The sequence below is a fragment of the Methanosarcina sp. 2.H.A.1B.4 genome (assembly GCF_000979385.1).
Lineage (GTDB): Archaea > Halobacteriota > Methanosarcinia > Methanosarcinales > Methanosarcinaceae > Methanosarcina.
On sequence record NZ_JJOV01000028.1, the window covers coordinates 1 to 23,140 of the forward strand.

The 23,140-nt window shown below is 43.6% G+C and carries 19 protein-coding genes; 7 read left to right on the plus strand and 12 right to left on the minus strand.

Annotated elements, in window-relative coordinates:
- Window positions 1-213 precede the first annotated feature (213 nt).
- A complete protein-coding gene (gene purL / locus EO92_RS04095) occupies window positions 214-2,361 on the minus strand; it encodes a phosphoribosylformylglycinamidine synthase subunit PurL (protein WP_048169526.1) in 2,148 nt (715 codons plus the stop codon).
- Window positions 2,362-3,224: 863 nt separating this feature from the next.
- Here purL and EO92_RS04110 point away from each other — a divergent pair.
- Entirely contained in the window at window positions 3,225-3,494 is a 270-nt protein-coding gene (locus tag EO92_RS04110; RefSeq protein ID WP_048134152.1) for a DUF3303 domain-containing protein, read from the plus strand.
- Between the two features lie 313 nt (window positions 3,495-3,807).
- On the opposite strand, the gene EO92_RS04115 is transcribed toward EO92_RS04110, so the two are convergent.
- Window positions 3,808-5,247: an aldehyde dehydrogenase gene (locus EO92_RS04115; protein WP_048169530.1), complete on the minus strand. Its 1,440-nt coding sequence runs from the start codon at window positions 5,245-5,247 to the stop codon at window positions 3,808-3,810.
- Between the two features lie 388 nt (window positions 5,248-5,635).
- On the opposite strand from EO92_RS04115, the gene EO92_RS04120 reads away from it, so the two are divergent.
- The 3 genes from EO92_RS04120 to EO92_RS04130 all read left to right on the plus strand — a co-directional run bounded on the left by EO92_RS04120 (window position 5,636) and on the right by EO92_RS04130 (window position 10,316).
- Window positions 5,636-7,801: a DUF2298 domain-containing protein gene (locus EO92_RS04120; RefSeq protein ID WP_048169532.1), complete on the plus strand. Its 2,166-nt coding sequence runs from the start codon at window positions 5,636-5,638 to the stop codon at window positions 7,799-7,801.
- A gap of 342 nt (window positions 7,802-8,143) precedes the next feature.
- Complete coding sequence (locus tag EO92_RS04125; protein ID WP_255350326.1) at window positions 8,144-9,874, plus strand: flippase-like domain-containing protein; 1,731 nt, start codon at window positions 8,144-8,146, stop codon at window positions 9,872-9,874.
- A gap of 85 nt (window positions 9,875-9,959) precedes the next feature.
- On the plus strand, window positions 9,960-10,316 hold the full coding sequence (locus tag EO92_RS04130; protein ID WP_048134160.1) for a helix-turn-helix transcriptional regulator: 357 nt from the start codon (window positions 9,960-9,962) through the stop codon (window positions 10,314-10,316).
- Window positions 10,317-10,419: 103 nt separating this feature from the next.
- Here the strand turns inward: EO92_RS04130 and nikR are convergent, their stop codons facing one another.
- The 6 genes from nikR to EO92_RS04160 form a co-directional block, all read right to left on the minus strand.
- Complete coding sequence (gene nikR, locus EO92_RS04135; protein WP_048134162.1) at window positions 10,420-10,842, minus strand: nickel-responsive transcriptional regulator NikR; 423 nt, start codon at window positions 10,840-10,842, stop codon at window positions 10,420-10,422.
- A gap of 466 nt (window positions 10,843-11,308) precedes the next feature.
- On the minus strand, window positions 11,309-12,667 hold the full coding sequence (gene ftsA, locus EO92_RS04140) for a coenzyme F390 synthetase (RefSeq protein WP_082107940.1): 1,359 nt from the start codon (window positions 12,665-12,667) through the stop codon (window positions 11,309-11,311).
- Between the two features lie 216 nt (window positions 12,668-12,883).
- Entirely contained in the window at window positions 12,884-13,282 is a 399-nt protein-coding gene (locus tag EO92_RS04145; RefSeq protein WP_048169536.1) for a hypothetical protein, read from the minus strand.
- 19 nt (window positions 13,283-13,301) lie between these two features.
- Window positions 13,302-13,631, minus strand: coding sequence for a carboxymuconolactone decarboxylase family protein (locus tag EO92_RS04150; RefSeq protein WP_048134166.1), 330 nt, complete (start codon window positions 13,629-13,631; stop codon window positions 13,302-13,304).
- Between the two features lie 77 nt (window positions 13,632-13,708).
- Window positions 13,709-14,305, minus strand: a complete 597-nt coding sequence (locus EO92_RS04155) for a hypothetical protein (protein ID WP_048161337.1) — start codon at window positions 14,303-14,305, stop codon at window positions 13,709-13,711.
- A gap of 328 nt (window positions 14,306-14,633) precedes the next feature.
- Window positions 14,634-14,963 (minus strand): pyrimidine dimer DNA glycosylase/endonuclease V, encoded by a 330-nt coding sequence (locus EO92_RS04160; protein ID WP_048134170.1) that lies wholly within the window; start codon window positions 14,961-14,963, stop codon window positions 14,634-14,636.
- A gap of 139 nt (window positions 14,964-15,102) precedes the next feature.
- Here EO92_RS04160 and EO92_RS04165 point away from each other — a divergent pair, with 139 nt between their 5' ends.
- Both EO92_RS04165 and EO92_RS04170 read left to right on the plus strand, forming a co-directional pair.
- The gene (locus EO92_RS04165) at window positions 15,103-16,128 is read left to right on the plus strand and encodes a hypothetical protein (protein WP_048169537.1); all 1,026 of its coding nucleotides are present in this window, start codon (window positions 15,103-15,105) and stop codon (window positions 16,126-16,128) included.
- 156 nt (window positions 16,129-16,284) lie between these two features.
- Complete coding sequence (locus EO92_RS04170; protein ID WP_048169540.1) at window positions 16,285-16,767, plus strand: peroxiredoxin; 483 nt, start codon at window positions 16,285-16,287, stop codon at window positions 16,765-16,767.
- A gap of 254 nt (window positions 16,768-17,021) precedes the next feature.
- On the opposite strand, the gene EO92_RS04175 is transcribed toward EO92_RS04170, so the two are convergent.
- From EO92_RS04175 to EO92_RS04195, 4 genes are all read right to left on the minus strand, one after another.
- Window positions 17,022-17,255, minus strand: coding sequence for a DUF378 domain-containing protein (locus tag EO92_RS04175; RefSeq protein WP_048169542.1), 234 nt, complete (start codon window positions 17,253-17,255; stop codon window positions 17,022-17,024).
- Between the two features lie 1,151 nt (window positions 17,256-18,406).
- Complete coding sequence (locus EO92_RS04185; RefSeq protein WP_048169546.1) at window positions 18,407-19,795, minus strand: deoxyribodipyrimidine photo-lyase; 1,389 nt, start codon at window positions 19,793-19,795, stop codon at window positions 18,407-18,409.
- A gap of 93 nt (window positions 19,796-19,888) precedes the next feature.
- Window positions 19,889-20,629 carry an MBL fold metallo-hydrolase gene (locus EO92_RS04190; RefSeq protein ID WP_048169548.1) on the minus strand — a complete coding sequence of 247 codons (741 nt, stop codon included), beginning with the start codon at window positions 20,627-20,629 and terminating at the stop codon, window positions 19,889-19,891.
- A complete protein-coding gene (locus tag EO92_RS04195; RefSeq protein WP_048169550.1) occupies window positions 20,626-21,912 on the minus strand; it encodes an ATP-binding protein in 1,287 nt (428 codons plus the stop codon). The genes EO92_RS04190 and EO92_RS04195 overlap by 4 nt, the downstream gene beginning before the upstream one ends.
- 490 nt (window positions 21,913-22,402) lie before the next feature.
- Between EO92_RS04195 and purC the strand changes: the two genes are divergently transcribed.
- Window positions 22,403-23,113, plus strand: coding sequence for a phosphoribosylaminoimidazolesuccinocarboxamide synthase (gene purC, locus EO92_RS04200; RefSeq protein WP_048169552.1), 711 nt, complete (start codon window positions 22,403-22,405; stop codon window positions 23,111-23,113).
- The last annotated feature ends 27 nt before the right edge of the window (window positions 23,114-23,140 follow it).

Consider the following 23,140-nt stretch of genomic DNA (forward strand, 5'->3'; position numbering starts at 1 on the left):
TATAGAACCTCATAGTTTAAGTTCAGAGCAAAGTCAAGCGACTTCTGTAGCATTCACAGCTTCCAGAACAAAACTTGACAATAGAGTATAGGTTTGAAAATTTAAAAACGTTGCCAATAAGCGTATTATTGAAGAGTTGACGGCTGTATCTCGCCATTAAAATGACAGGGATTAGCCTTAGACGCTCCTAAAAAGAAAGAGGGGATGAAGTAATCATCCCATCATGAATCTGGTAAGGCTGCCGTAAGCTTCTGCGATTTCATTCAAGGAAAGGGAAAGCTCGAAATTCTTGCCTTTGATTTCAAGGGTTTCGCCTCCCACTTTGCCGATTACTGCGTAGGGCACGCCTTTAAGAAGTTCCTGTACAGCTTCAGGTTCAGGCGTTGCAAGCAGTGCCCTTGCGGGAGCTTCTGAGAACAGGAATTCTTCCGCCTGCGTTTCTCCTGCAGCTTCGCTGAGGTCTACTTTTCCGCCCAGATTTCTGCACATCTTTGCAAGCCCTGCACCGATCCCTCCAAGGGAAAGGTCATGTGCAGAACTTAGTTTTCCGCTTTTAACAGCTTCGATTATGGCTTTTATAACGTCAGGGGCATTCTCCGGGACTGCAGGGACCTTTCCGGCATTTTCAGAGCCCATGCAGGCATAGTATTCGGAGCCTCCCATTTCAGGGATTGTCTCTCCTACAAGGATAATGCTGTCTCCGGTATTCGCAAAGAAACTTGATGGGAGAGGCGTTTCGAGATCCACTTTCCCTATCATTCCTATTGAGGGAGTAGGAGGTATTGCAGTTTTGAACTCATCGCTCTCGTTATAGAGAGAAACGTTCCCTCCGACTACCGGGATTGAAAACCTTCTGGCTTCGTCTCCAAGCCCGAGTACGGCGTTTTTGAACTGCCAGTAGATTTCAGGGCGCTCAGGATTTCCAAAGTTAAGGCAGTTTACAATAGCCAGGCCCTCTGCACCTTTTACTGCAAGATTCATGGCGTTTTCGAGAATTGCAGTCTTTCCTCCGGTATAGGGGTCAAGAAGAGTGGCTCTGGGCTGGCAACCGCAGGAAAGTGCAATTCCTTTTGTATCGGTAATCCTGAGCACTCCGGAATCTTCTCCGGGCTTGACAACGGTTCTTAGCTGAACCTCGTGGTCATACTGCCTGTAGATCCATTCCTTTGAGGCAATGTTGTAGGAAGACAGGACCTTCAGGAAAACCGCTTTAAGGTCTTCTGGAGTTTCCGGTTTTTTGCCTTCTTCCCTTCGTGTGGGGGCTTCTACGAGACTCGCGCAGGTCGGAGCTCCTCCGGTCAGAAAACCAATTGGAATGTCGGCAACGATTTCCCCTCTGAACTCAACTGTATATGTGGGCTCTTCTGTAAGGTATCCGATCACGGCCCCATTCAGGTCATATTTCTGGACCAGGGCAAGTATTGCATCGACATCTTCAGGAGCCACTTCGAAGAGCATGCGCTCCTGGGACTCGGCAAGCAGGATTTCATATGCATTCATGTTAGGTTCGCGCTGCGGAACCGCATCTGCAATAATGCGTGCTCCCAGTCCGCCCTTTACAGCCAGTTCCGAACTTGCTCCCCCAAGACCGGCAGCACCAAGGTCTTTGCAGGATTTTACATATCCTTTTCCTATGGCTTCCAGGGTCATTTCCATGACAAGCTTTTCGGTGTATGGGTCTCCGACCTGGACGCTCGGGCGGTCGTCGGCTTCAGCTGATTCGGAAAGGTCTCTGGAAGCAAAGGAAGCTCCACCAAGTCCATCTTTTCCAGTGCCAGACCCGGCAAGCACGAGCTGGTTTCCGGCTTTCTGGGAGCGGGCGGTCATTACTTCGTCTTCCTTGCAGAGCCCGACTGCAACAACATTTACCAGCGGGTTTCCGCTGTATCTTCGGTCAAAAAAAGTCTCGCCATTGATAACAGGCACTCCTATGCAGTTCCCGTACCCTGCGATTCCTTTAATGATCTGCTCGAAAAGGAAGAGGTTTTTCGGAGTGTCCAGAGGCCCGAAATAAAGCGGGTCCATAAGGGCTATCGGACGGGCTCCCATGGATATAATATCCCTCACGATCCCTCCCACACCGGTAGCTGCCCCGTTATATGGATCTACATATGAAGGGTGGTTGTGGCTTTCCATGCCTATGGCAAGCACATATTCATCATCGAATTTAATGATTGCAGCATCATCTCCGGGACCGATAAGAACGTTTTCGCCCGTGGTTGTGAAGGTTTTCAGGAGATGGGCGCTTGAGCGGTAGGAACAGTGTTCACTCCACATATTCAAAAAACAGCCCTGCTCTACCAGGGTAGGCTCTCTCCCAAGTTCTTTTTTAATAATCTTCAGGTCTTCTTCAGGTAACATTGCCTTGCCTCTGATTCTTAAGCCTCATTTGGATGCCGAAGCTTTAGTTTCTCTTATAATTTCCCTGAAATATCAGGGGTTTCAATGTAGCGTTAATGTAGCGTTAATAGACTATGCGGACATAAAGGGACAGGGATTAGATAAATATTTCTTTAAGCCGGAGAGGAAAAAGGTTCTGCAAAATAAGTAGCTGTCAGCCATAAACACTGTAAAGTATTGAGATGAAGAGGACAGAATCAATCGCTGGGTAAATAAAAAGTGGAGAATCGGCGGAGATGTTCATGCCCCAATGGAAAACAAACTCAAATTTCATATGAGAATGAGAGGAAAGAACAGGTAGAATGTCCCTGAGAAACCAGAACATCAGAGACGAGTCTTTTATCGACTGCTGGTACTGACAGAAATGCAAAATAAAGTTGGAAATAAGAATTCATTTGGGAGATACTTTTAAAGAAATAGGTGTCAAATTAGATAAGGGATTTTAAGAGCTAATTTGCGATCCTTCTGTCAAAACAATCCCTTCGGACGAACTATTATATAGCCTAAGGGATGATATTATACTGTCTGTACCAGCAGAACTTCTTTCTGCATGGCTGCCTGCCTTACCGGATTTGTCACTCATGGGGATTTGGGAGTGGCAGATTAAGGAGAGGCAGAGAAAACTTAAAAAACGTTCTGAATTTCTGCCGTAAACCGGTTTTTTGGGGGCACACAGGTCATACCCGTAAGGGGATGGCAGAGGGGACCATACAAATGTTTTCCTTAAGGCTGAGCTCTCAAAAAAGAACCCGGATGCTGAACAGAAGCTGCCTGAGCTTCCGGGAAGGGGTATGGGCGGCATAAAATAAAAGGAGTGGTAAAAGATGTTATTCATGGACGTTAGTACCTGGGACCCTTCGGATCGCGATAAGATCCTTGAACACTTTAAGAAACTGGAAATTCCTGACGGAATTGATGTTATCAACCAGTGGGTTGACCTTTCCGGAAACCGCTATTACATTCTTTATGAAGCAGAAAGTTCCGAGGCTTACGGAGCCTTCAATCTGCCCTGGTCCGATATCTGCATGATTGACAGTGTCCCTGTAATGGAAGCTTCCGAATTCATGCAGCTTCTGCCCAAGTACAAAAAGTAAGCTGCAAAGATTATACATCAGTTTACTTAAAGGAACTCGGTGAGCCAGCTGATTAAGGCTCATCGAAAATCTTTATTTTATAGTTTCTGTTTTTGCTTCGTCTGTAAGGTCTTTAGTTTTCAACCTTTTAACCTTAAAATCTTTAACACCGGACTTCGTCTGTCAGGTCTTTAGTTTTCAACCTTTTAACCTTAAAATCTTTAACACCGGACTTCGTCTGTCAGGTCTTTAGTTTTCAACTTTTTAACCTTAAAATCTTTAACACCGGACATTTTAACACTCAACGTTCAGCTTTAACATTCAGCTTTAACATTCAGGTTTTTAACATTACTGTTTTTGTCTCCATATATTCAGAAAGAGCATCAGGTCCATTTTCTCTTCCAAAACCACTCTCCTTAACTCCCCCGAAAGGAACTTCGGAGGCTATCTTCATGTGCTGGTTGACCCATATAATCCCTGCATTTAACTGTTCACACCCTGCTCGTGCCCGGTCTAAATCTTTTGTCCAGATAGACGCACCAAGCCCGTAACTGGTACGGTTTGCCTCCTCTATTGCCTCATCCAGATCTTTTACCGCCACCACGGGCAGTAAAGGACCAAAAACCTCTTCTTTCAAAAGTCTGGAGTCTCCGGGTACGTCTGAAACAAGGGTAGGTTCAAAGAAGTACCCTTTCTCAGAACCCTTGAATGCAGGTACTTTTCCTCCGGTAATTATCCTGCCTGCATCCTTCTCCTCGATTTCGGCTGCAAGCTCTTTTATATATTCCCATTGATGGCGATTGTTAAGAGGTCCTATACTGGTATTTGTGTCCAGCCCATTTCCGATTTTTAAGTTCCTGACGCCGGTTTCAAGCTTTTTTATGAATTCTTCAGCTATGGATTCAAAAACATAAAGTCTCTTGACAGCAGTACAGGTCTGACCACAGTTGTAAAACCTCCCTCTCAGGGCTCCGGCAGCAGCACTTTCGAGATCGGCATCGTCACACACAAGCATAGGGTCACTTCCCCCCAGCTCAAGAGTAACCCTTTTCATCCCGCTGGCTGCAAGTTCAGCTACTCGTTTTCCGGTTCTGGCTTCTCCTGTAAAAGATATTTTTCTTACCTCCGGACTGCGAACAAGACTTTCTCCTACTGTCTCCCCCGGCCCTGTAACCACATTCAGCACACCTGCAGGCAGCCCGGCTTCACCAAGGATCGAAGCTAGAGAAAGGTTTGTAAGGGGAGTGTTACTTGCTGGCTTCAGCACAAGAGTATTCCCGGAAATCAGAGCAGGGGCAATTTTCCAGCCCATAATCAGAGCAGGCATGTTCCAGGGAATTATGGCTGCACAGACCCCGAGAGGGTTTTTTACGGTAAAAGCATACCCATTTCCCGGGACCGGAATGAAGTCCCCCCTCAGACTGCCTGCAAGGCCGCAGTAATATTCAAGGACGCTGGCAAAACCTTCTATTTCGTTTCTGGCTTCTGCAAGAGGCTTTCCCTGTTCCTGCGTAAGCAGGGCAGCAAGCTCATCCTTCCTCTGCCGGACAATTCCTGCAGCCCTGTAAAGAACTCCTCCCCTCTGCTGTGGAGATGCGGAAGCCCAGCCTGCGGAAGCTGATGAAGCAGCTTCAACCGCCGCAGCTACGTCCTCTTCTGTGCCCCGGGGAACCTGTTCGAGAAGTTCACCTGTTGCAGGATTTTTCACATCAAAAAACTCGCTGCCACATGCTTCTACAGCTTTTCCGTTGATCTGCATTTTCATAGCTACCATTATTTGCAAAGACCTATTTTAAGCTAACAAAGAGTTTTATATCTGTAAATTAACACTTTGGAAGTGTAATGCAAAGAATATAGTGAGAGTTAAACAAAAAACAAATTTCCGTTCGACAGAAATATAAGTATATTTACGAATTGCATAGTATCAATACAGGATCGTCTGGCAGACTCAAAAAACGGGATTTGTGAGTCACTTAGTATAAAAGTTATGGAGTATTTTGAGACTCTTCCGGAGAATAGAAGTGGGACTCCGGATGGGCTTTTATGGGGATAAAGATACTTCAGAAACGGCATTTACCAGGATATAACGTGTGAGTTTACTTTACGAACTGCAATTTTTCAGTAGCTAAAAGAATGAATATCACAGGCAGGTACAGAGAACAGTGTCAGATTACCTTCAAGTAATTCTATGGTTTTTTCTTATAGAGATCCTGGGTCTGATTGCGATTCCACTTGCTGGAAATGCTGGAAACAGGCTGGCTGACAGGGGTATTTCAGCAGCAAAACCTCTGGGAATTATACTTGTCGCCTATTTTTCCTGGATCTTTTCTTACATATGGGGCTTTAACCGTAACACAGTCCTGATCTCATTCCTTGTTCTTTGCCTGCTGTCAATTGGCCTTTATCGGAAACAGAAGATTTTTCCCGAAAGAAAGGTTCTGCTCGTCAATGAACTCGTGTTCCTTGCAGGGTTCTTTTTTTTCTTACTTGTACGCGTGCACCTTCCGGAAATATACATGCACGAGAAATTTATGGACTTTGCTTTTTTAAATGCAGTAATAAAGACTTCCTCTTTTCCTCCGGCAGATCCCTGGTTTGCGGGCGGGTTTCTGGATTTTTACTATTATTTCGGGTATCTTTCCGTGGGTGCTCTGGGAAAACTCAGTGCTGTCAAACCTACCATACTTTTTAACCTGGCAGTTGCACTTACTTTTGCTCTTTCCTTCAACATATTTTTCGGCATCGGGTATAACCTGACTCATGGGAAAATAAGGTATGGACTCCTTACTGCGGGATCCGGGATGCTGCTTGGAAATTTACAGGGGCTTATAGAATTCGTATCCATGTATGTCCTCAAGGAGCAGGTTACAAGGGGATACTACTGGAGCAGTTCGAGGGTTATTCCTTTTACGATAAACGAGTTCCCGTATTTCAGTTTCATACATGGGGACCTGCACTCTCATATGCTTGCAATCCCGTTTCAGTTGCTTGTGCTTGTATTTCTCCTGAATATATATTTAAGGAAAAGTGAGAACTCAATCTTTGAAAATAGCCTGGCATTTATTACATTTTCAATATCTCTGGGTTTTTTATTCCCATCCAATTCCTGGGACTTTCCGGTGTACTTCGGCCTGGCACTTTTTATCATCTTTGCATTTTATTACGGGCGTTATATTCATAATAGAAATTTATTCGGTTCTGTTGCTGAATTTTCCAAATCAGTCATTCTTGTATCGGTCTTCAGCTTTCTGCCATATTTGCCCTTTTACCTGTCCTTTAGCCCTCAGGCGGCAGGAGGATTTGATTTTGTTGTGCCGGAACTCAGGACAACGATTGATAAATTCCTTATCCTTTTCGGACTTTTCCTGTTTTTGATCTTCTCTTTCCTTGTAACTCGCCTGGACTCCAGGCGAAAAATCGGATTTTTTATCCTTTTTGCCGGAGCCTCAACACTGCTTTCTGCGGCATGGTCTATTCCCCTGCTTGCGGTTCTTTTTCCCCTGCTTGCACTTTCCCTGTTTTTATTCCTGAAGGATCTTCCGGAAAGAAGCGCGACAGGATTTGTATTTCTTCTAATAGCAACAGCTGCCTTCATTGCCCTTCTCTGCGAAATTATTTACCTTGACGACCCCATTTCAGGCGATTTTGCCCGTATGAACACGGTTTTCAAATTTTATATGCATTTATGGATTTTCCTTGCTATTGCAGCCTCTTATTCGTACTATGAACTTCGTTCCTTTTACGGGAGCAGGTCCGGAAATAGAATGCTTTTGAAGGGAGCCTATGTAAAAAAAGTATGGGCAGCTGTACTTGTGCTACTGGTTATTTCCTGTGCCTTTTTTCCTGTAGTATCAACCATTACAAGAATAATTGATATGAACGCCGAGCCTTCCCTTGACGGAATGGAATACCTGAAGGAACTGGACAGGGGAGATTACAATGCTATACAATGGATGCAGGAAAATGTTGAAGGCTCTCCGGTAGTTCTTGAAGCTTCTGAAGATGATAGCAGTTACAGTTATACATCCAGGGTCTCTGCAAATACCGGGCTCCCTACAGTTATCGGGTGGGCAAGGCACGAGCGGTTCTGGGGAAGAAACCACAAAGAAGTAGGAAAGAGAATCACAGATGTCCGTTCGATTTATTCCACTGGCGATGAAAAGAAAACCCTGGAGCTTATGGATAAATATAACGTAAGCTATGTGTATATCGGTAAGCTTGAACGGCAGATGTATTCCATAAAACTGGATAAATTTGAGAATGAAACATATTTTGAACCGGTTTACCGGGATACAGTCACAATATATAAATTAAAGAAGAGCCCATAAAAATGGATCTTATAGTTGTCCGTTATTAGTTGTCCGTTGTTATTTATCCGTTATTAGTTGTCCGTTGTTATTTATCCGTTTTCAGAGAAAAACTGGCTCAGGCAAAAAAAATTGCTGTTTAGACCAAATATATCATTTATTTCAGTATTCTAAACATTGTTTCATAAATACTTTTCATAAATATGCTTCAAAACAGGTTTTACAAATACGTTTTATAAATACGTTTTATAAATCGAATTTATTCAAATATGTGAAAATAAATGTGAATTCAGTAAGCATAAAAGTCTATTAATTTATCATAAACATTAAGAGGTTGTTCGTATAACCAGCGTCTCGGTAGTTCTGCCCGCTTACAATGAAGCCGCCAGAATAGAAAATACAGTCTCGATAACAGCAGAGACTCTTTCAAAGATAACGGATTCTTTTGAGATCATCATAGCAGAGGATGGGAGCACGGACGGTACGGACCGGATAGCTTCAAGGCTTTCGGGACAGTACTCTTATGTCAAACACCTGCATTCCGATGAGCGACAGGGCAGGGGGAGAGCCCTGAACAGAGCTTTTAAGGCAGCCTCAGGAGAAGTGCTCTGCTATATTGATGTGGATCTTGCAACAGATATGAGCTATCTGGAAAAACTGGTCAGAGCCGTAAGTACGGATGGCTATGACTTTGCCACCGGTTCGAGAATAATGCCCGAAAGTGATGCAAAAAGACCTTTCAAGCGGGAGTTTGCAAGCAGAGGATACAACTCCCTTGTACGGCTATTTTTGCATTCAAAACTCTATGACCACCAGTGCGGTTTTAAGGCTTTCAGGAGAGGGGCTCTCTTTGAGTTGCTCGATGAAATTGAGAATCAGCACTGGTTCTGGGACACTGAATTGCTGGTAAGAGCTCAGCACCGGGGATACAGGGTTCTGGAGTTCCCTGTCTACTGGAGGCACGGAGGGTCAAGCAAGGTCAATTTCGCAAAGGATATTCTTGGAATGGGGTCTGAGGTTTTCCGCCTCTGGTGGGAACTCTTTTTACCGGGGTTTTTTTCAGGGAAAGGGAAAATTTTTTTAACAGCATTTCTTGCACTTATAATTCTCGCACTTGCTGCAACCTTTCTGGGAGCTTCCGATGTTCTGGAAAATATCAAGCAGGTGTCTCCGGGCACCCTGGCTCTTGCTTCTCTTGTTTACTGTGTTTCCTGGCCTCTCCGGGGAATCCGTTTCCAGCAGATCCTTAAAAGACTCGGAAACCATTATGGGCTTGGATTTCTTACAGGTAGTATTTTCATCAGTCAATCTGCAAATGTGATCCTTCCTGCAAGGATAGGAGACCTGAGCAGGATGTACATCCTGAAAAAAAGTAAGGACCTTGCCTTTACAACGAGCCTTTCCTCCCTGACCGTAGAAAGGGTCTTTGACATAATTGCAATTACATTCATTGCCGCACTTGCTTCTTCAGGTGTGGCTGCCAGGTTTGAACTTGCTTCCTGGATGGAGTCCCTTATAAAGTTTTCAGGGATTGCAGTTCTCCTTTTCTTTGCAGCCCTCTTTGCATTATCTTTCAGGGAAAGCCGCATGAAAAAGGGAGTTAAGGAAAAGGCTTCGGCAAGTTATTCCAGCGAACATGTCAATAAAATAAAGGAATTTGCATCCACGTTTATCCACCAGATGAGCGTAGTTGCTGTCCGTCCCGGAGCTTTTCTTGCAGTGGTTGCCTCCTCTCTTCTGATATGGGGTATGGATATCCTTACCTGCTTTCTGGTCCTGAAAGCCTTTCCGACAGCCGGGGTAGATATGTCTTCAGCATTCACCATATCTCTGATCTTCCTGGCAGTAGCCCTCGGAAACATTGCAAAAACGTTCCCTATTACTCCCGGAGCTATAGGGACATATGAGGTTGCCCTTACTGCAGTGTTCGGGCTTGGAGGAATCAGGCCGGAACTCGGGTTTACGGTCGCTGTACTTGATCACATAATAAAGAACTCGATCACATTGATTGGAGGCGGGTTCGCCCTATCGGGACTCGGGCTCAGGTGGAGAGAAGTCCTTTCAACGAGTACCGATACGCTGAAAGGGATGTGACAGCCTGAAAAGAAAAATCAGCAAAAATGTGGCCGGTAAAATTCTTCAAGATTGAAAAAAGCGCAAAAATGTCTGAGTGGAAGAAATGTCTGAGAAAAAAATAATCGAAGTCCGGGATGCTTATTCCCTTCCGGAAGATGTGCTCGAGGCTGTTCACACGGCACTGAATGAAGACGTAGAAGAAATCGTAAGTCTGTTCAAGGTTCTTGCAGATCCGACCCGCCTGAGAATTCTTAAAGCTCTCGAAGTCCAGAGCCTCTGCGTCTGTGTCCTTGTTGAAGCTACGGACCAGAAGCACTCTGCCCTTTCTTACCACCTCAAGCTCTTAAAGGAAGCAGGGCTCGTGGATTCAAGGAGAGAACGCAGTTTCCAGATTTATGACCTTACGGAATTTGGAACCCTGCTCCTGAAGCACATTGAAAAACACTTTGAAAAAAGTTAACTGAAGGAATTGAGGGACTTTTTCCCATTTAATAAGTCTGGAGACCCTCAACACTCACAATTAATACTATCTGTATGTGGATTCGTATCCCGGAAGGATAAAATTAGATTTTTTCGTTTGAGGATACCGTAGTTAGCTTTGAGAATTTAACTCCTTTAAGGGACATTATAGCTTCAGCAAGCTCTTTAATTTCTTCGCCGTCCCCATCCAGAACGATTACTTCAAAACAGTTATCGTGATCCAGGTGGATGTGCACGGAGGACTTAATCAGGGGAGAGTAGTGGTGCTGGATATCTGCAAGGGCGTTTGAAAGCCCGCGCTTTGTGTGGTCATATATAACAGCAACAGTCCCGACGCGATGACCTTTAATGTCGCCCATCCACTCGTAGTAAGAAATGTAACTCCTGATGGCGTCCCTTATGCCTTCCGAACGGGAAGAGTAACCTCTTTTTTCAATAATCTCATCAAATTTGCTAAGAAGGGTATCGGGCAGGGAGACCCCTATCCTCATAAGTTCTGTTTCCATCGTATCACCAAGTAATTTGCAATTTATCCGAAAGATAATACATTAAGTTATTGTAAGTATTACTATATATGTTTTATTCACTTGTTCATTAATATAAAAGAGTCGTACTCATATGTTAATTCATCCCTCAGTATATTAATGTTTGGGAACTATAAAACTTAGCATATATGAAAGGGTCAAACCGGCCATAAAAAAATAACAGAGACAAAAATAAATAAAAAATAAAAACAAAAGGAAAAGAATTCAAAAAAAATAAATAATCAATAGTGTGTAAAAAAAGTAATGCAGTAAAGAAGGAATAAAAACTAAACAAATCAAACCAAATAAATTAAAAGAAACAAGAGAATCAGGGAATAGAAAATCAGGGAGTAAACAGTTTTATTTCCTTTTAACTTCCGATATCAGTCATTCCCTATACTTCCAGTTAGTCATCTTTTTGACTTATCACTTTGCCCGCTCTTTACAGTTATCGTCTGTCCACAAGCCTCTTCGGTCTTCCTTTTATTTTGTACAGCTCAAGCCCGCGGGGATCCGTGAAGTTGAAAAGGATCTTGAAAGTACCGTCTTCATAAGCCCTGGAGAGGGGATGTTTATATTTAAGGAAAGAGTGGATGAAGTTTTCCATTATAAGGTCTCTGTCACAGGTATCGGGGTTTTCGCATTCCATACTGACCCTCAGTACGGTTTCTCCCTCATCTTCTCCGCCGTAAAGAAAAGCCTCATACTCTCCTGTCAGGTAGTCCATGTTCCCACTCTGGAAGACACCCCTTTCTACATCAACGCGATTAAAAGGAGTTCCTTCAACCCATACTGTTTCTGCCTCTCTCTGGGGAGTGAGTATTTTCATGTGGGTCCTTCCGCAGGAGCACGTTTTGCGCGTAAGGACGACAGTTGTGTCTTCAGTATCATAATTTAAGAGAAGGTTGCCTGCTTTTGCTCCAACAGGCAGAAGCGTACTCAGGATAACTCTTCCACATTCCCCATCAGGCACGAAATTCTCAAGGTGCGGGTCGTAAACATCAAGATGGATAAAATCCTCAGGAACATGCAGCCCTGTAATTTCACTGCATTCCCCGCACATCGTCCCTTCCGTGCTCCCGTAGGTATTATACACAGGACAACCCCAGATTTCCGAGAGATAATTTCTTGATTCATCAGCAAAGGCTTCACCTCCCACAACCAGTTTGTTTACACCTGACCTCCGAGGGTCGATTCCCTCAGCCTTCATTCTGCGTGCGAGGTTCAGGAGCTTGAATACGCTGCCTACTATGCCTGTCGGCCTGTAGGCTTCAATAACACGCAGGGGAAAAGTGCACTTGCCCTCGGGGATAATGCTCATACCCAGCTGCCTGGCAGCAAGGGTCATGGTGTTTGCCCCCACATTCATGCCGTAGGCAGCACAGACCACAACCCTGTCTCCGGGCCCGAAACCCTGAGACCTGAAAATCCGGGCGTATTTTTCTGCATAGCGTTCCCAGTCTGCCCAGGTGAGGAAAAAGCTCTTTGGGGTCCCGCTCGTGCCGCTGGTCTCATGGATAGTGAAAACATCTTCCCAGCCCACGCTTTTGAACATAAAATCCTTCATCTCAGGGGGCTGGTTTTCCCGGATAGTCTTTCCGGATATGATTGGAAGTTCAAGGAGGTCCTCATGGGTTTTGATGTTTCCAGGACTTACTCTGTGTTTTTCAAACCATTTTCTGTAAAAAGGAGAATTTTCAGCCGCATATTTTACCGTATATCGCACTCGTTCCTCGATGAGAGCGTCGAGTTCTCCCCTGTTCATGGTCTCGATTTCCGGATTAAAGTAAGATTTTGAGCTATCCAATATAAAACACCCCGGCTATAGCCTTTAACCACGCAAAAATTTGTAAACCATATAATAACCTGTTTTTTATTGGTTTCAAATATGAATTTGGTCTTCAATCAAGAAACAGTTTTGGGCAGGTACACAGCCATGAGCAGGGAAGCACATAAAAAAGAAATGTAGAGAGACCCTTATTTGTTTAAAACGAAAAAATAAATAATTCACACATTTCTTAACTTATTTGTCCCTAAAAGGCACAAGATATACGCCATCTGCCCTTTTTTGTCCTTTTAACAGCTCGCAGTGCCTCAGGAGAGCAAACTGGTTTTCGGTTTCCCGGGGAGATATCCCAAATTTTTCTGCAATTTCTTCCTTTTTTACCCCACCCCTGGAAACAATGAATTCATAAATGGCTTTTTGCAGGTCTGTAAGTCCATCAGTACCTTCAAGCCCGGCTTCTTCCCTGAAGATTTTTTTAGAACGGACTGCCCAGGGATTACATGCCTGAATTTTATGGTGACCCTCTATATAGCAATCCTCACAAAAAACCTGATCTCCTTCTTTGATACTGTCTTCTCCTGCCAGTTCACGCCCACAGACCGCACACGCGACAGGACTGGTTATTTCTTCTGCCATCTTTTATCCCTCCAGAGTTTCAGACATCCAGTTCATCCAGAATTTTGAGAACAACTACTGATCCGTAAGCTACGGCAGGCCCTCCAGCCATCACTATTGCAGTGCTGACAGCCTCCAGAACCTCTTCACGGGTCGCCCCCAGCCTCACAGCCTCAGGAACGTGCTTCCAGAGACAGTACTCACAGCGCAGGGCAACTGCAATCCCTACCATCATCAGCTCTTTTGTCCTGGCGCTTAAAGCCCCGTCTTTGACGACTTCGGAATGAAGCCCCATAAGGGCGTTCATTACTTCAGGGAGTTGCCCCGCCATTGCTTCCAGCCTTTCGTTCATATCGATTTTTTCTGTCAACCTCTCACCTCTGAGTGCTTCAGATCATGGATATAGATCAGAGATAAAAATCATAGATATAAATCATATGAAAAAATTTAAGAATCAAAAGGCACCATGTACATTTCTTCCCCCATTTTTCTCCACTTCAAAAGCTCACAGTGCCGCAGTATTGCAAACTGGTTCCTGGTTTCCTGTAAGGTGAGCTCGAAAAGCTTCGAGATCTTTTCGGGGGTAGCCCCCCCTTCCTCCAGGATAAAATTATAGATTTCTTTTTGCAGCTCGGTCAGTCCGTCGGTTCCTTCAAACCCATGCTGTTTCCTGAAAAGCTTTTTGGAACGCACTGCCACAGGGTCTGCAAACTTAATTTTCTGGTGCCCTTCCAGATAACAGTCCTCACAGATTGCTCCCCCATTCTCTTTGATGTATTCACTTCCCGGAATTTCCTTCCCGCACCCCGGGCACGTTACAAAATAAGCTATGGACTTGTCAAGTTCCCTGTTCCCGGCTTTATTTGTCTTTATAAGGCCGTGAAACTCCAGATAGCCCACTATTTCGTAAACTGTTGACCTTGATAACCCATATCCGGCTTTTGCTTTTTTGATTACGTCCCGAATATGAAAGCCCCGGTCTATATGGGCCTCTTTTATACATTCAAGAACCCATATTTCCTCTTCATTCAGCACAAGAGTCATTGAAGTTCCTTAGATCCCCGTCTGATCCAGAATTAGAATTTTTAATGTGAACTGATTCAACACCTGACTTTTTCACGATCTCACTTCTTCATGCGTTCTCGAACAGCCCTTCTCATAATAGGTGTTGTCTCTCTATACTTATGAGTTAATAGTATAAAAAAATGTCGATAACTATATATGCAGTTATGGATAGAAAAAACGTTGTATTATCAGTGGTTTAGAGAAAAAAGAATAGAAATCCTCAAATAAAGTTGGGATAAACCTCGACGAAAATCCTGGATTTACGGGTTTTATGGGAAGTGACCTGCGAGTTTTCTGAAGCTTACAGTCAGACCCTGCACTCGCACCCTCTTTCTTTCAGGATCCGGACCTGTTCCTCATAGGTATTCACAAATTCGTCCTGAAAAGCGTTTCCAGTCGCAAGAACAGGATCAAGAGGAGTATGATGCTTATACCCCCTCCTCAGCATTTCTTCCACAAGGGCTTCATGTCTCAGGTAGAGAGCTTTTAGTTTTCCCTTCCAGCGCAGGGTCTCGGGATGGTGGGCATAAGCTTTTTTGTTATTGGTAATTATGGACCACAGGGCGTGCAATTCACGGTGTTCCCCGAGAAGATGCTGCCTGCACATGTTCTCAGGTGGGATGTCCCAGATTCTCATAAGATGAACTTTGAATGCATTTTAAAAAGGGCTTTCGGCAGGAAATTCTAAGCTTTTAAGCCTGAACTTAAGTCTGGGGGTTTGTTTCTTATTCCAGATTCTGATACCTATTTACTGACAGCATGTGAGAATATAGTCTATGAAACGAGGGAGATTAAGATATTATGCCTTAATAGTTATTTTAGTGGCGGGAATGTATTTTTTGCTCACTCCTGTGCTTGCTCATGTTCCGACCTTCGGAGAGGGAGGCAAAAGCCCTGAAACCGCAACTTCCGTAGAAAATCCTACAAAATCCAGAGTCCTTTACGGACAGCTTTCAGGCGCAGATGTTCAGTACTACAGTTTTAAGATGGAAAAAGGGGAGAGGATCGTACTTGGACTTATTGTCCCTGCCGGGAAGGAGGGCCAGATTTATACTCCGGACCTGATCCTTATGGGACCCGGGCTTGCTGACGAAGGAGAAGTGCCAGAAACCGCAGAAGTGCCTGAAGGGTATGGAGCAAAGGTCTTTTTGGGAAAGATTCCTGAAAGCGCAACATATGAAGGATTTACACCGAGCGCCTTTTACTCCCTTGCCCGAGCAGACCTCCAGGCCCCGGAAAGCGGCACATACTATGCAGCAGTGAGTTCTATTGAGGGGGGAGGCAATTATGGGGTTATTCTGGGATACAGGGAAATTTTTTCCCTTATCGAGTGGCTGTTAATTCCTCTAAACCAGATAAGGACCTACCGCTGGGAAGGACAGAGCCTGCCTTTTATCTTCTTCCCGCTGGGAGTAACTCTTGCAGCCGGTATTCTGGCAATTTCACTTAAAAAGGAAGCTGCAGCCGGGTTCAATCCGGCACGCTGGTCGGGGATTTTTGCAGGTATTTTCTTTCTGGGCACAGGCTTATCATTAATATTCCAGATGCTGGTTTCACTTAGCAGAAGCTCGTATTCTCCCGAAGTAATCATTACTGTCTTTCTGGCTCTTGCCGGCGTTGGGCTTGGAATTACAGCTCTGGCCCTGAGTCTGAAAGATGAAGGGTATAGCATAAAATCGACACGAAAACAGTTTTACTTTTTCGGGCTCGGGCTTGCAGGGCTTTTACTCTGGGCAGGCTGGTTCATAGGACCGATTCTGGCGTTTGAAGCGGCAGTCCTGCCCTGGAAGAGAAAAAGATGAGCTGAGAGCAGGGGCAAACAAAAGATATAAGAGAACAAGAGTAAGAATAATAATCTATTAAAAATATAACTTGTATGATAAGATTAGGTTCTATGATTTTTAAATATTTATTTAGTAACCGCATATAAGCGGCACGGACTTACCAGGGGGAAAAATATGGCAAAGACATCACTGGAATCAGGACAACTTGCACCTGATTTTTGTCTTCCTGATCAGGAAGGGAATCGGACATGCCTTGAGAACCTCAGGGGAAAATGGGTAGTCCTGTACTTTTATCCGAGGGACAACACTCCGGGCTGCAGCCTGGAAGCCAAAAATTTCAGCTGCCTGAGAAAAGATTTCGAAGCTGAAAACGCAGTTGTTCTGGGAGTCAGCAGGGATAGTGAGGAATCTCACAGGAAATTTATAGAAATAAAAGAACTTAAAATAAAACTGCTTTCTGACGAGCAGGCGGAAGTCCACGGAAAATATGATGTCCTGCACCCCAAACATTTCAGGGGCAAGGATGTTATAAGCGTTGTCCGGACAACTTTCCTTATCAATCCGGAAGGAAAGATTGTCAGGATATGGGATAACGTTAAAGCTGCAGGACACGCCGAAAAAGTGCTTTCGGAACTGAAAAATAGGAAAGAGAAGTGAAATGCGAATAAGTTATAAAAGTAAATATCAGTAAAATTAAATGTATCAAAATTTGTTGATATGTGTAAAACCTGAGATTTAGTATAATCGAAAAATTAGATTAAAAATAAAGGTAAAAGAAATAAAAATAAAAATTCTAAGAAGAAAAAATAACCTTATCTTAATTTTATGTCCAGCTTTCTGAAAAAAATTGTTGCTGGTTAAGGCCCTTTCACAGTATTACCCCGGAAAGGAGCTTTTCAAATCTTTTTTCCTTAGTGACGTACTGCGGTCTCATGAGTTTGAGATGTTTCAGCTCTTACAGTGAAATAGATCATATAAAGCGCTGCAAGCCCAACAATCATGTACACAATTCTCGAAAGAGTACTCCCTGCCCCGAAGATAGTATCTACAAGGTTAAAATCAAAGAGTCCTACAAGCCCCCAGTTTAATCCGCCCACTATAACAAGTATAAGGGCGATCAGGTCTACAGGATTTCTTACTGCCATAAGTATCACTCCCTTTTTACTTTATATTCTGGTTTTCTATAAGGGGGATAAATATAAAAATCCCTGTATTAAAATTGGCTGTACTTGTATTTATATGTGACTAATCTAAAAATCGGAACCTCTTAAAGAAAAAATAAAAAAATAAAAAGTTATTTTGGTATAGGAATTTATTATTTTTCAGCACCCTTCTAACCGGATATTTTGAGACAACTCAAGTAATTTGTAGATATACTACTTTCGGTTAAAAGATTATTTTGTATTAAAAGGTTGTTTTAGTCCTTAGAGAAATAATAAAAACTCCTTCAGATCAGCCAACTGCCTGAAACATTAGCGAATGTAATAAGCCTTTAAATTCTAATCTTCTACTCGAATTTCTCAAATATATATTATAAAACGCAGGGTTGGAGTTTAAATACTACATTATAAAAAAGTATGATAAGCCTGTCCTCTCGTCGAACCTGACGGGCGGGTTTCTCACCTCCCGCCCAGGTTAAATAATCCCTTCATGAAAGCCTACGGGCGAGTGTCAGAGAGCACCAAATACACCAGATATTAAATATATAGAGATTACATAAAAAATTAAGTTTATAAATATTTTACCAGCTTTGTAGTCAGAATTAGCTTGATATTCGTTTTCGTATAGTTCAACATATAATCTGTAAGCTATTGATTTTCGGTTCCAATTATCAATGAACACACAAAATGCTCCTACTAACATAATAAAAAAGCTAGCTTTTGTTTCTAAATTAAAAACAGCTGGATAACTCTTTATTATTAAGAAAGTAAGTATAATGCCGTCAAGACCTATGAAATACTTATAATAATTAGCCAAAGAAAAGTAATGCTGATTCACGCCTGTACACCTTATAAATTCGTTTTATAAAATAAAAATGGCAAGATAAATATTAACTTAATGCTTCAATGCGAATTATGTTTACCTGCTGATTGGCAGGTTTAAAGGCCAGTCTATCGAAAGAAATAGATCCATTTTAATCCCTGTGTCTGGTAGCAGGCAAAACACTACAATTATCGGGGAAAAACGCAAATTGAAGCTTTAATATGCCTGTATGCATATCGGTAAAAGTTAAAATCATAGTATACAACATAAACAAAAAAAATGGGATAAGTCGGGGGGATAAAAGTTAGGATTTCTACAGAACTGAATATTTTGCAATATATGATTTAACGTCAAATTTTCTTTTGCAGCCCTCATAACTCATATATCTGATTTTTCCGATCACTTCTCTCTCCTTCCAGGCCCGGTCATGGACTCCCCCGATGCTCCAGGCAATTCCAGCATAACCATTGGGATCCCTTCCGTCCAGTTCATATCTGTCATTCAGGCAGATTGCAATTTCAAGGGCTTTTTCCGGAGATTCGCTCCATTCCAGAATTTTTTTTGCCCAGTACATACGCATATAGCTGTGAATCTTCCCGGTACGGAGCAGTTCCATCTGGCTTGCATTCCAGAGAGGATCGTGCGTCTTTCCTGCCTCGAATTCCTCGAGGGTGTAGACATACGTTCTCCGATCATGCCGGTGGACATTGAGGGACTTCTTTGCCCAGTCAGGAAAGCTCTCAAATCTTTCATATCCGGGGTTGTAATAACAGAAGTTGTCCGCAATCTCCTTCCATACAAGGATCTCGTCCAGGAAAGCTTTTTTTGATTCAGGGTCACTTTTTGCCTTTTCCACCTCAAGCACGACCCTCTGCGCCGAGATCTGCCCGAAATGAAGGTAAGGGGAAAGATTTGAGAGTGCGTTCTTTGTCGGGTCGTTCCGCAACGTGTTGTAAGAGTCAAGCCTCTCTGCAAGAAAACTCTCCATTACCTTTCTTGCAGCTTTTTCCCCGGGCTTGAAATGCTCAGGCTCAAAGAGGGAATCATTGTCTTTGCCAGAGATTTCCTTCAGAAGCAGGGCTTTAATTCCGGTTTCCTGTGTGTTGGATAAAATTTCAGGCATACTGTGGCCTGATGGGATTTCAATAGATTCGGAGTTCGGCTCAAGTTCTGGAAATTCCTCAAGAAACTCAGAGAGGTGCCCATGGAGTTTAGGGCGAAAAGTATGCGCAGCATACTCCTGTTTTGGAGAAGCTTCCCAGCATGGGACAACATTGTGGGCATCGACCTCAAAAAATGGAATTTTGATAGCAGAAATAATTTTTTCAATCCACTCAGCCTTTACACGAAGCGGACTGAAATCAGTAACAAGAGTCCCAACCCCGTATTTTCTTACAAATTGAGGAATTCTTTGCCCGGGGTCTCCTTCCAGGAAGAAGAAGGGAATCTTTTTCCGGGAAAGGGCAACCTCAAGTTCCTGCAGCCCTTTGAGCATAAATTCATAATGCCTTCTTCCAGCCCCCAAAAACTCTTCTGTCAGGCAGAAAACCACGGCTACCGGTACATCAGCCTCCTGTGCTATTGCCCGGGAAAACAGTAGAGCCCAGTTGTCTTCAACCCTCTGGTCACGGCTCATCCAGTAAACAACAGGCCCTTCCCCTGATTTCCCCGGTTTAAGAGTCCTGATGCGTTTAGGGTTCATACCCAGTTTTGGAGTTCCAGGATATATAGAACTAACATCCAAATAATAAAAATGGAAATTGCGTTTAAAAAGAAGTTCCGGTTTTAAAAAAGATTAAAACTCAAAGACCTGCCCGTCATACCCCAGGGGCAAAAACATCGATTCGATATGGTGCGGGCGGTAGAGATGGCTGAGGTGGGTCAGGACCACTTCTTTTGCATTGAGTTTTTGTGCAAGTGCCAGAGCTTCTTCCGAGTTCATGTGTTTCTTGATATGGATGTGCGGAGGAACTATAGCATCTGCAATCAGAAGATCCGGCTCCTTCATAAACTCCAGGCTTTTTTCAGGAATCTCCGGGTTCGTATCACTGGTGACCACAACCCTGGTATTCCCCTCCTGGATAATAACGCCCGCAGGGGTTTCTACCGGTGGGTGGGAAACCTTAAAAAGGGTAAACTGAAGCCCGATTAATTCGAAGGGTTCATAGAAATTTACGTAGTGGTACCTGGGTTTCAGGAAAGAAACGTACTGGTCTATGTAGTCCAGAGTTTCTCTAACTCCATAGACAGCAACTTTATTTTGAACCCGATAAAACTCCCCGAAACCTGCGTAGTGGTCGTAGTGACCATGTGTCCAGATTACCCCGTCTATGCCCGAAAGTTTTTGCTTGAGAAACTGCTGCCTGAGATCAGGACTGGTATCAATAAGAATTTTACCCTGATCAGACTCCACAAGGATAGAAAAACGAAGGCGCTGGCTCTTTCCACCTTCAAGGGCATCAGTGCATGCGGGGCAGTTACAGCCGATTTTAGGAGTCCCAACAGCATCACCTGTCCCGAGCAGCTTTAGCCTCATGAAGAACTCTTCCCTTTATATTCATCGGATTTGAGATTTGCCCTTTCATCAAAGGACTTTACTGCTTCCAGCAGGTCCTGCTGGGTAAGTACCTTGCGCTCTTCCAGAAGAGCACTCAGGACAGCTTCCCTGATAACCATGCGCAGGTCAGAACCCGAATAATTCTCTGTCAGTGACGCAATCTCTCCGGTATCAAAGTCTCCCTCTATGTGCCGGGTCACAATGTCCAGGATATTTTTACGCATACCAAGGTCAGGCAGAGGGAAATGGACGATTTCGTCAAAACGCCTCCACGCTGCACTGTCAAGCATCCGAGGATGGTTTGTTGCAGCAATCAGCAGGACTCCATGCTCTACCAGGCTGATTTCATCTATAGCTTTCAGGAGAGTATTGACCGCCCTCTTGATTGCAGCGTTTTCGTCTGAAGTCCTGGCTTTTGCAACAAAGTCCAGCTCGTCTATGAAAAGAATGCAGGGATTCAGCTTTTTTGCAAGCAGGAAAACACGGTCTATATTTTTAGCAGTCTCGCCAAGGTACTGATCCGTAATCATTGAGAGTTTGACCTCAACAAAGGGAATGGAGAGCTGTTCTGAAAGTGCGCGGGCAACTGAGGTTTTTCCGGTGCCCGGAGGCCCGACAAACAGGAGTTTTCCAATATCATGCAGCCCTATCTCCCGCAGGTATTCCCTGTGCTTGATGGCTTTCATAATTTTTTCAATTTCGTCTTCCTGTTCCTCGGTGAGCACAAGGTCCTTGACTTTCTGTTTGACGTCTTCAGGAGCGATAATGACAACGAGCTTGAGCATTTCTTCGCTCTTGTCTTCTTTCCTGATTTCAGCTATCAGAGATTCTATCCATTCCCTGTCGACTTCCTTTGGCCTGATCTTTGCTTTTGCAGCTGCATAGTTTGCAACTTCATCCTTCCTGATTTCTCCAAAGTAATAAGCAAGGACTGGATTGTTATCTATTCTCTCCTGAGATCCTTCCTGTTTTTCAAGCCATTCCGCGGCAAGTTCAAATGCGCTCAGGCGGAGTTCAAAGTGAGCCCTGTCAATGGATATGAAAGGTACATTCCGTACACTTTTTTCGATATCTTTGATCCCATATAGTTTTTCGATCCTGACAAATGAAGCTATAATGGGTTTAGGAACCGTTTTTTCTGTGCTGTTCCAGTAATTTTTCCGGATATTTTTGGGAAGGTCATTTACATCCAGTTCTGGATAGCGGTTATAGATCTCTGCGGTCAGCAGTAGCTCTACTATGTCTAGTATAATTCCTGACATGTTTTTTTATCCGTTGCGTATTGAGATGGGTCTTTAATTAGGTGGTGGGCGCTCAAGTGATGTAAGTTCTTAATTCTTTGATTAAGTTGTTAAAGCTATTAATTGATTTTCTTCAATGATATAATTTACGAAGCAGGAGACAGACTCTGCGGAAGGACAGAAAACCGGCAGGAGATGATAACTTTATCTAGCAGAAAGACTTTATCATTCACTCCGACTCTTCATGAAACCGAGCGTATATTTCAGGAAAAAATCTCTGCAAATCTGCAACCATCTCGAGTTTCAGGGAGTGTCTTTGTGAGTTCTGGGAGTGATTCGATCACTACCATAAGGCATCCAGTTCCGGTACATATTCCATATCCGCTTCTGAAATGCTCAAAGCGTTATTAAAGAACTCATATATTAAAGTTATTGTTATTCCGGGAATAATATTTCCGGAAAATCTCTCTATCTAAGGAAATCCAAAATTATCCCTAGAGAGGACCACTGCATGAAAAGAGAACAACTCTATTCAGGGAAAGCAAAGACTATCTATGCGACAGATAATCCCGACACCTTTATCGCCGAATTCCGAAACAGCCTGACCGCGTTCAACGGAGAAAAGAAAGGCGAGATGGAAAGGAAGGGTTACTACAATGCCCAGATCTCAAAAAAGATATTTGAGATGCTGGAAGCCAGCGGGATGAAAACACATTTTGTCAGCATGCTTTCTGACATCGATATGCTTGTAAAGAAAGTAGAAATCATAAAGATCGAGGTTATTGTTAGAAACATTGCCGCGGGTTCCATTACAAAGAAATACCCTATGAAAGAAGGTACTATTTTCGAGTTCCCGGTTATCGTTTTTGATTTCAAAAGCGACGAGTACGGAGATCCAATGCTGAATGATGACATCGCTGTTGCGCTTGGTATTGCAACACGCGAAGAACTTGCTGCACTCCGGAAGCTTGCGCTCAGAATCAACGAGCTGCTTGTGCCCTACCTTGACGAGAAAGGAATCCTGCTTCCCGACTTTAAACTTGAGTTTGGAAGAAGGGACGGGGAAATAATCCTTGCCGATGAAATTTCCTGCGACACCTGCCGTTTCTGGGACAAGAAAACCGGACAGTCCATGGACAAAGATGTCTTCAGATTTGACAAAGGCGACATTTCCAAAGCTTATGAAGAAGTTGCCCGGCGCATTGTGCCCGAGATCTTTTAATAAGCCTGGTAAAGATTGAAGGTTTGA

Excerpts from the sequence above, each read along its gene's own strand:
- purL (WP_048169526.1), bottom strand. The coding sequence starts at position 2,361 with ATGTTACCTGAAGAAGACCTGAAGATTATTAAAAAAGAACTTGGGAGA.
- EO92_RS04110 (WP_048134152.1), top strand. The coding sequence starts at position 3,225 with ATGTTATTCATGGACGTTAGTACCTGGGACCCTTCGGATCGCGATAAG.
- EO92_RS04115 (WP_048169530.1), bottom strand. The coding sequence starts at position 5,247 with ATGGTAGCTATGAAAATGCAGATCAACGGAAAAGCTGTAGAAGCATGT.
- EO92_RS04130 (WP_048134160.1), top strand. The coding sequence starts at position 9,960 with ATGTCTGAGAAAAAAATAATCGAAGTCCGGGATGCTTATTCCCTTCCG.
- nikR (WP_048134162.1), bottom strand. The coding sequence starts at position 10,842 with ATGGAAACAGAACTTATGAGGATAGGGGTCTCCCTGCCCGATACCCTT.
- EO92_RS04145 (WP_048169536.1), bottom strand. The coding sequence starts at position 13,282 with ATGGCAGAAGAAATAACCAGTCCTGTCGCGTGTGCGGTCTGTGGGCGT.
- EO92_RS04155 (WP_048161337.1), bottom strand. The coding sequence starts at position 14,305 with ATGACTCTTGTGCTGAATGAAGAGGAAATATGGGTTCTTGAATGTATA.
- EO92_RS04160 (WP_048134170.1), bottom strand. The coding sequence starts at position 14,963 with ATGAGAATCTGGGACATCCCACCTGAGAACATGTGCAGGCAGCATCTT.
- EO92_RS04165 (WP_048169537.1), top strand. The coding sequence starts at position 15,103 with ATGAAACGAGGGAGATTAAGATATTATGCCTTAATAGTTATTTTAGTG.
- EO92_RS04170 (WP_048169540.1), top strand. The coding sequence starts at position 16,285 with ATGGCAAAGACATCACTGGAATCAGGACAACTTGCACCTGATTTTTGT.
- EO92_RS04175 (WP_048169542.1), bottom strand. The coding sequence starts at position 17,255 with ATGGCAGTAAGAAATCCTGTAGACCTGATCGCCCTTATACTTGTTATA.
- EO92_RS04185 (WP_048169546.1), bottom strand. The coding sequence starts at position 19,795 with ATGAACCCTAAACGCATCAGGACTCTTAAACCGGGGAAATCAGGGGAA.
- EO92_RS04190 (WP_048169548.1), bottom strand. The coding sequence starts at position 20,629 with ATGAGGCTAAAGCTGCTCGGGACAGGTGATGCTGTTGGGACTCCTAAA.
- EO92_RS04195 (WP_048169550.1), bottom strand. The coding sequence starts at position 21,912 with ATGTCAGGAATTATACTAGACATAGTAGAGCTACTGCTGACCGCAGAG.
- purC (WP_048169552.1), top strand. The coding sequence starts at position 22,403 with ATGAAAAGAGAACAACTCTATTCAGGGAAAGCAAAGACTATCTATGCG.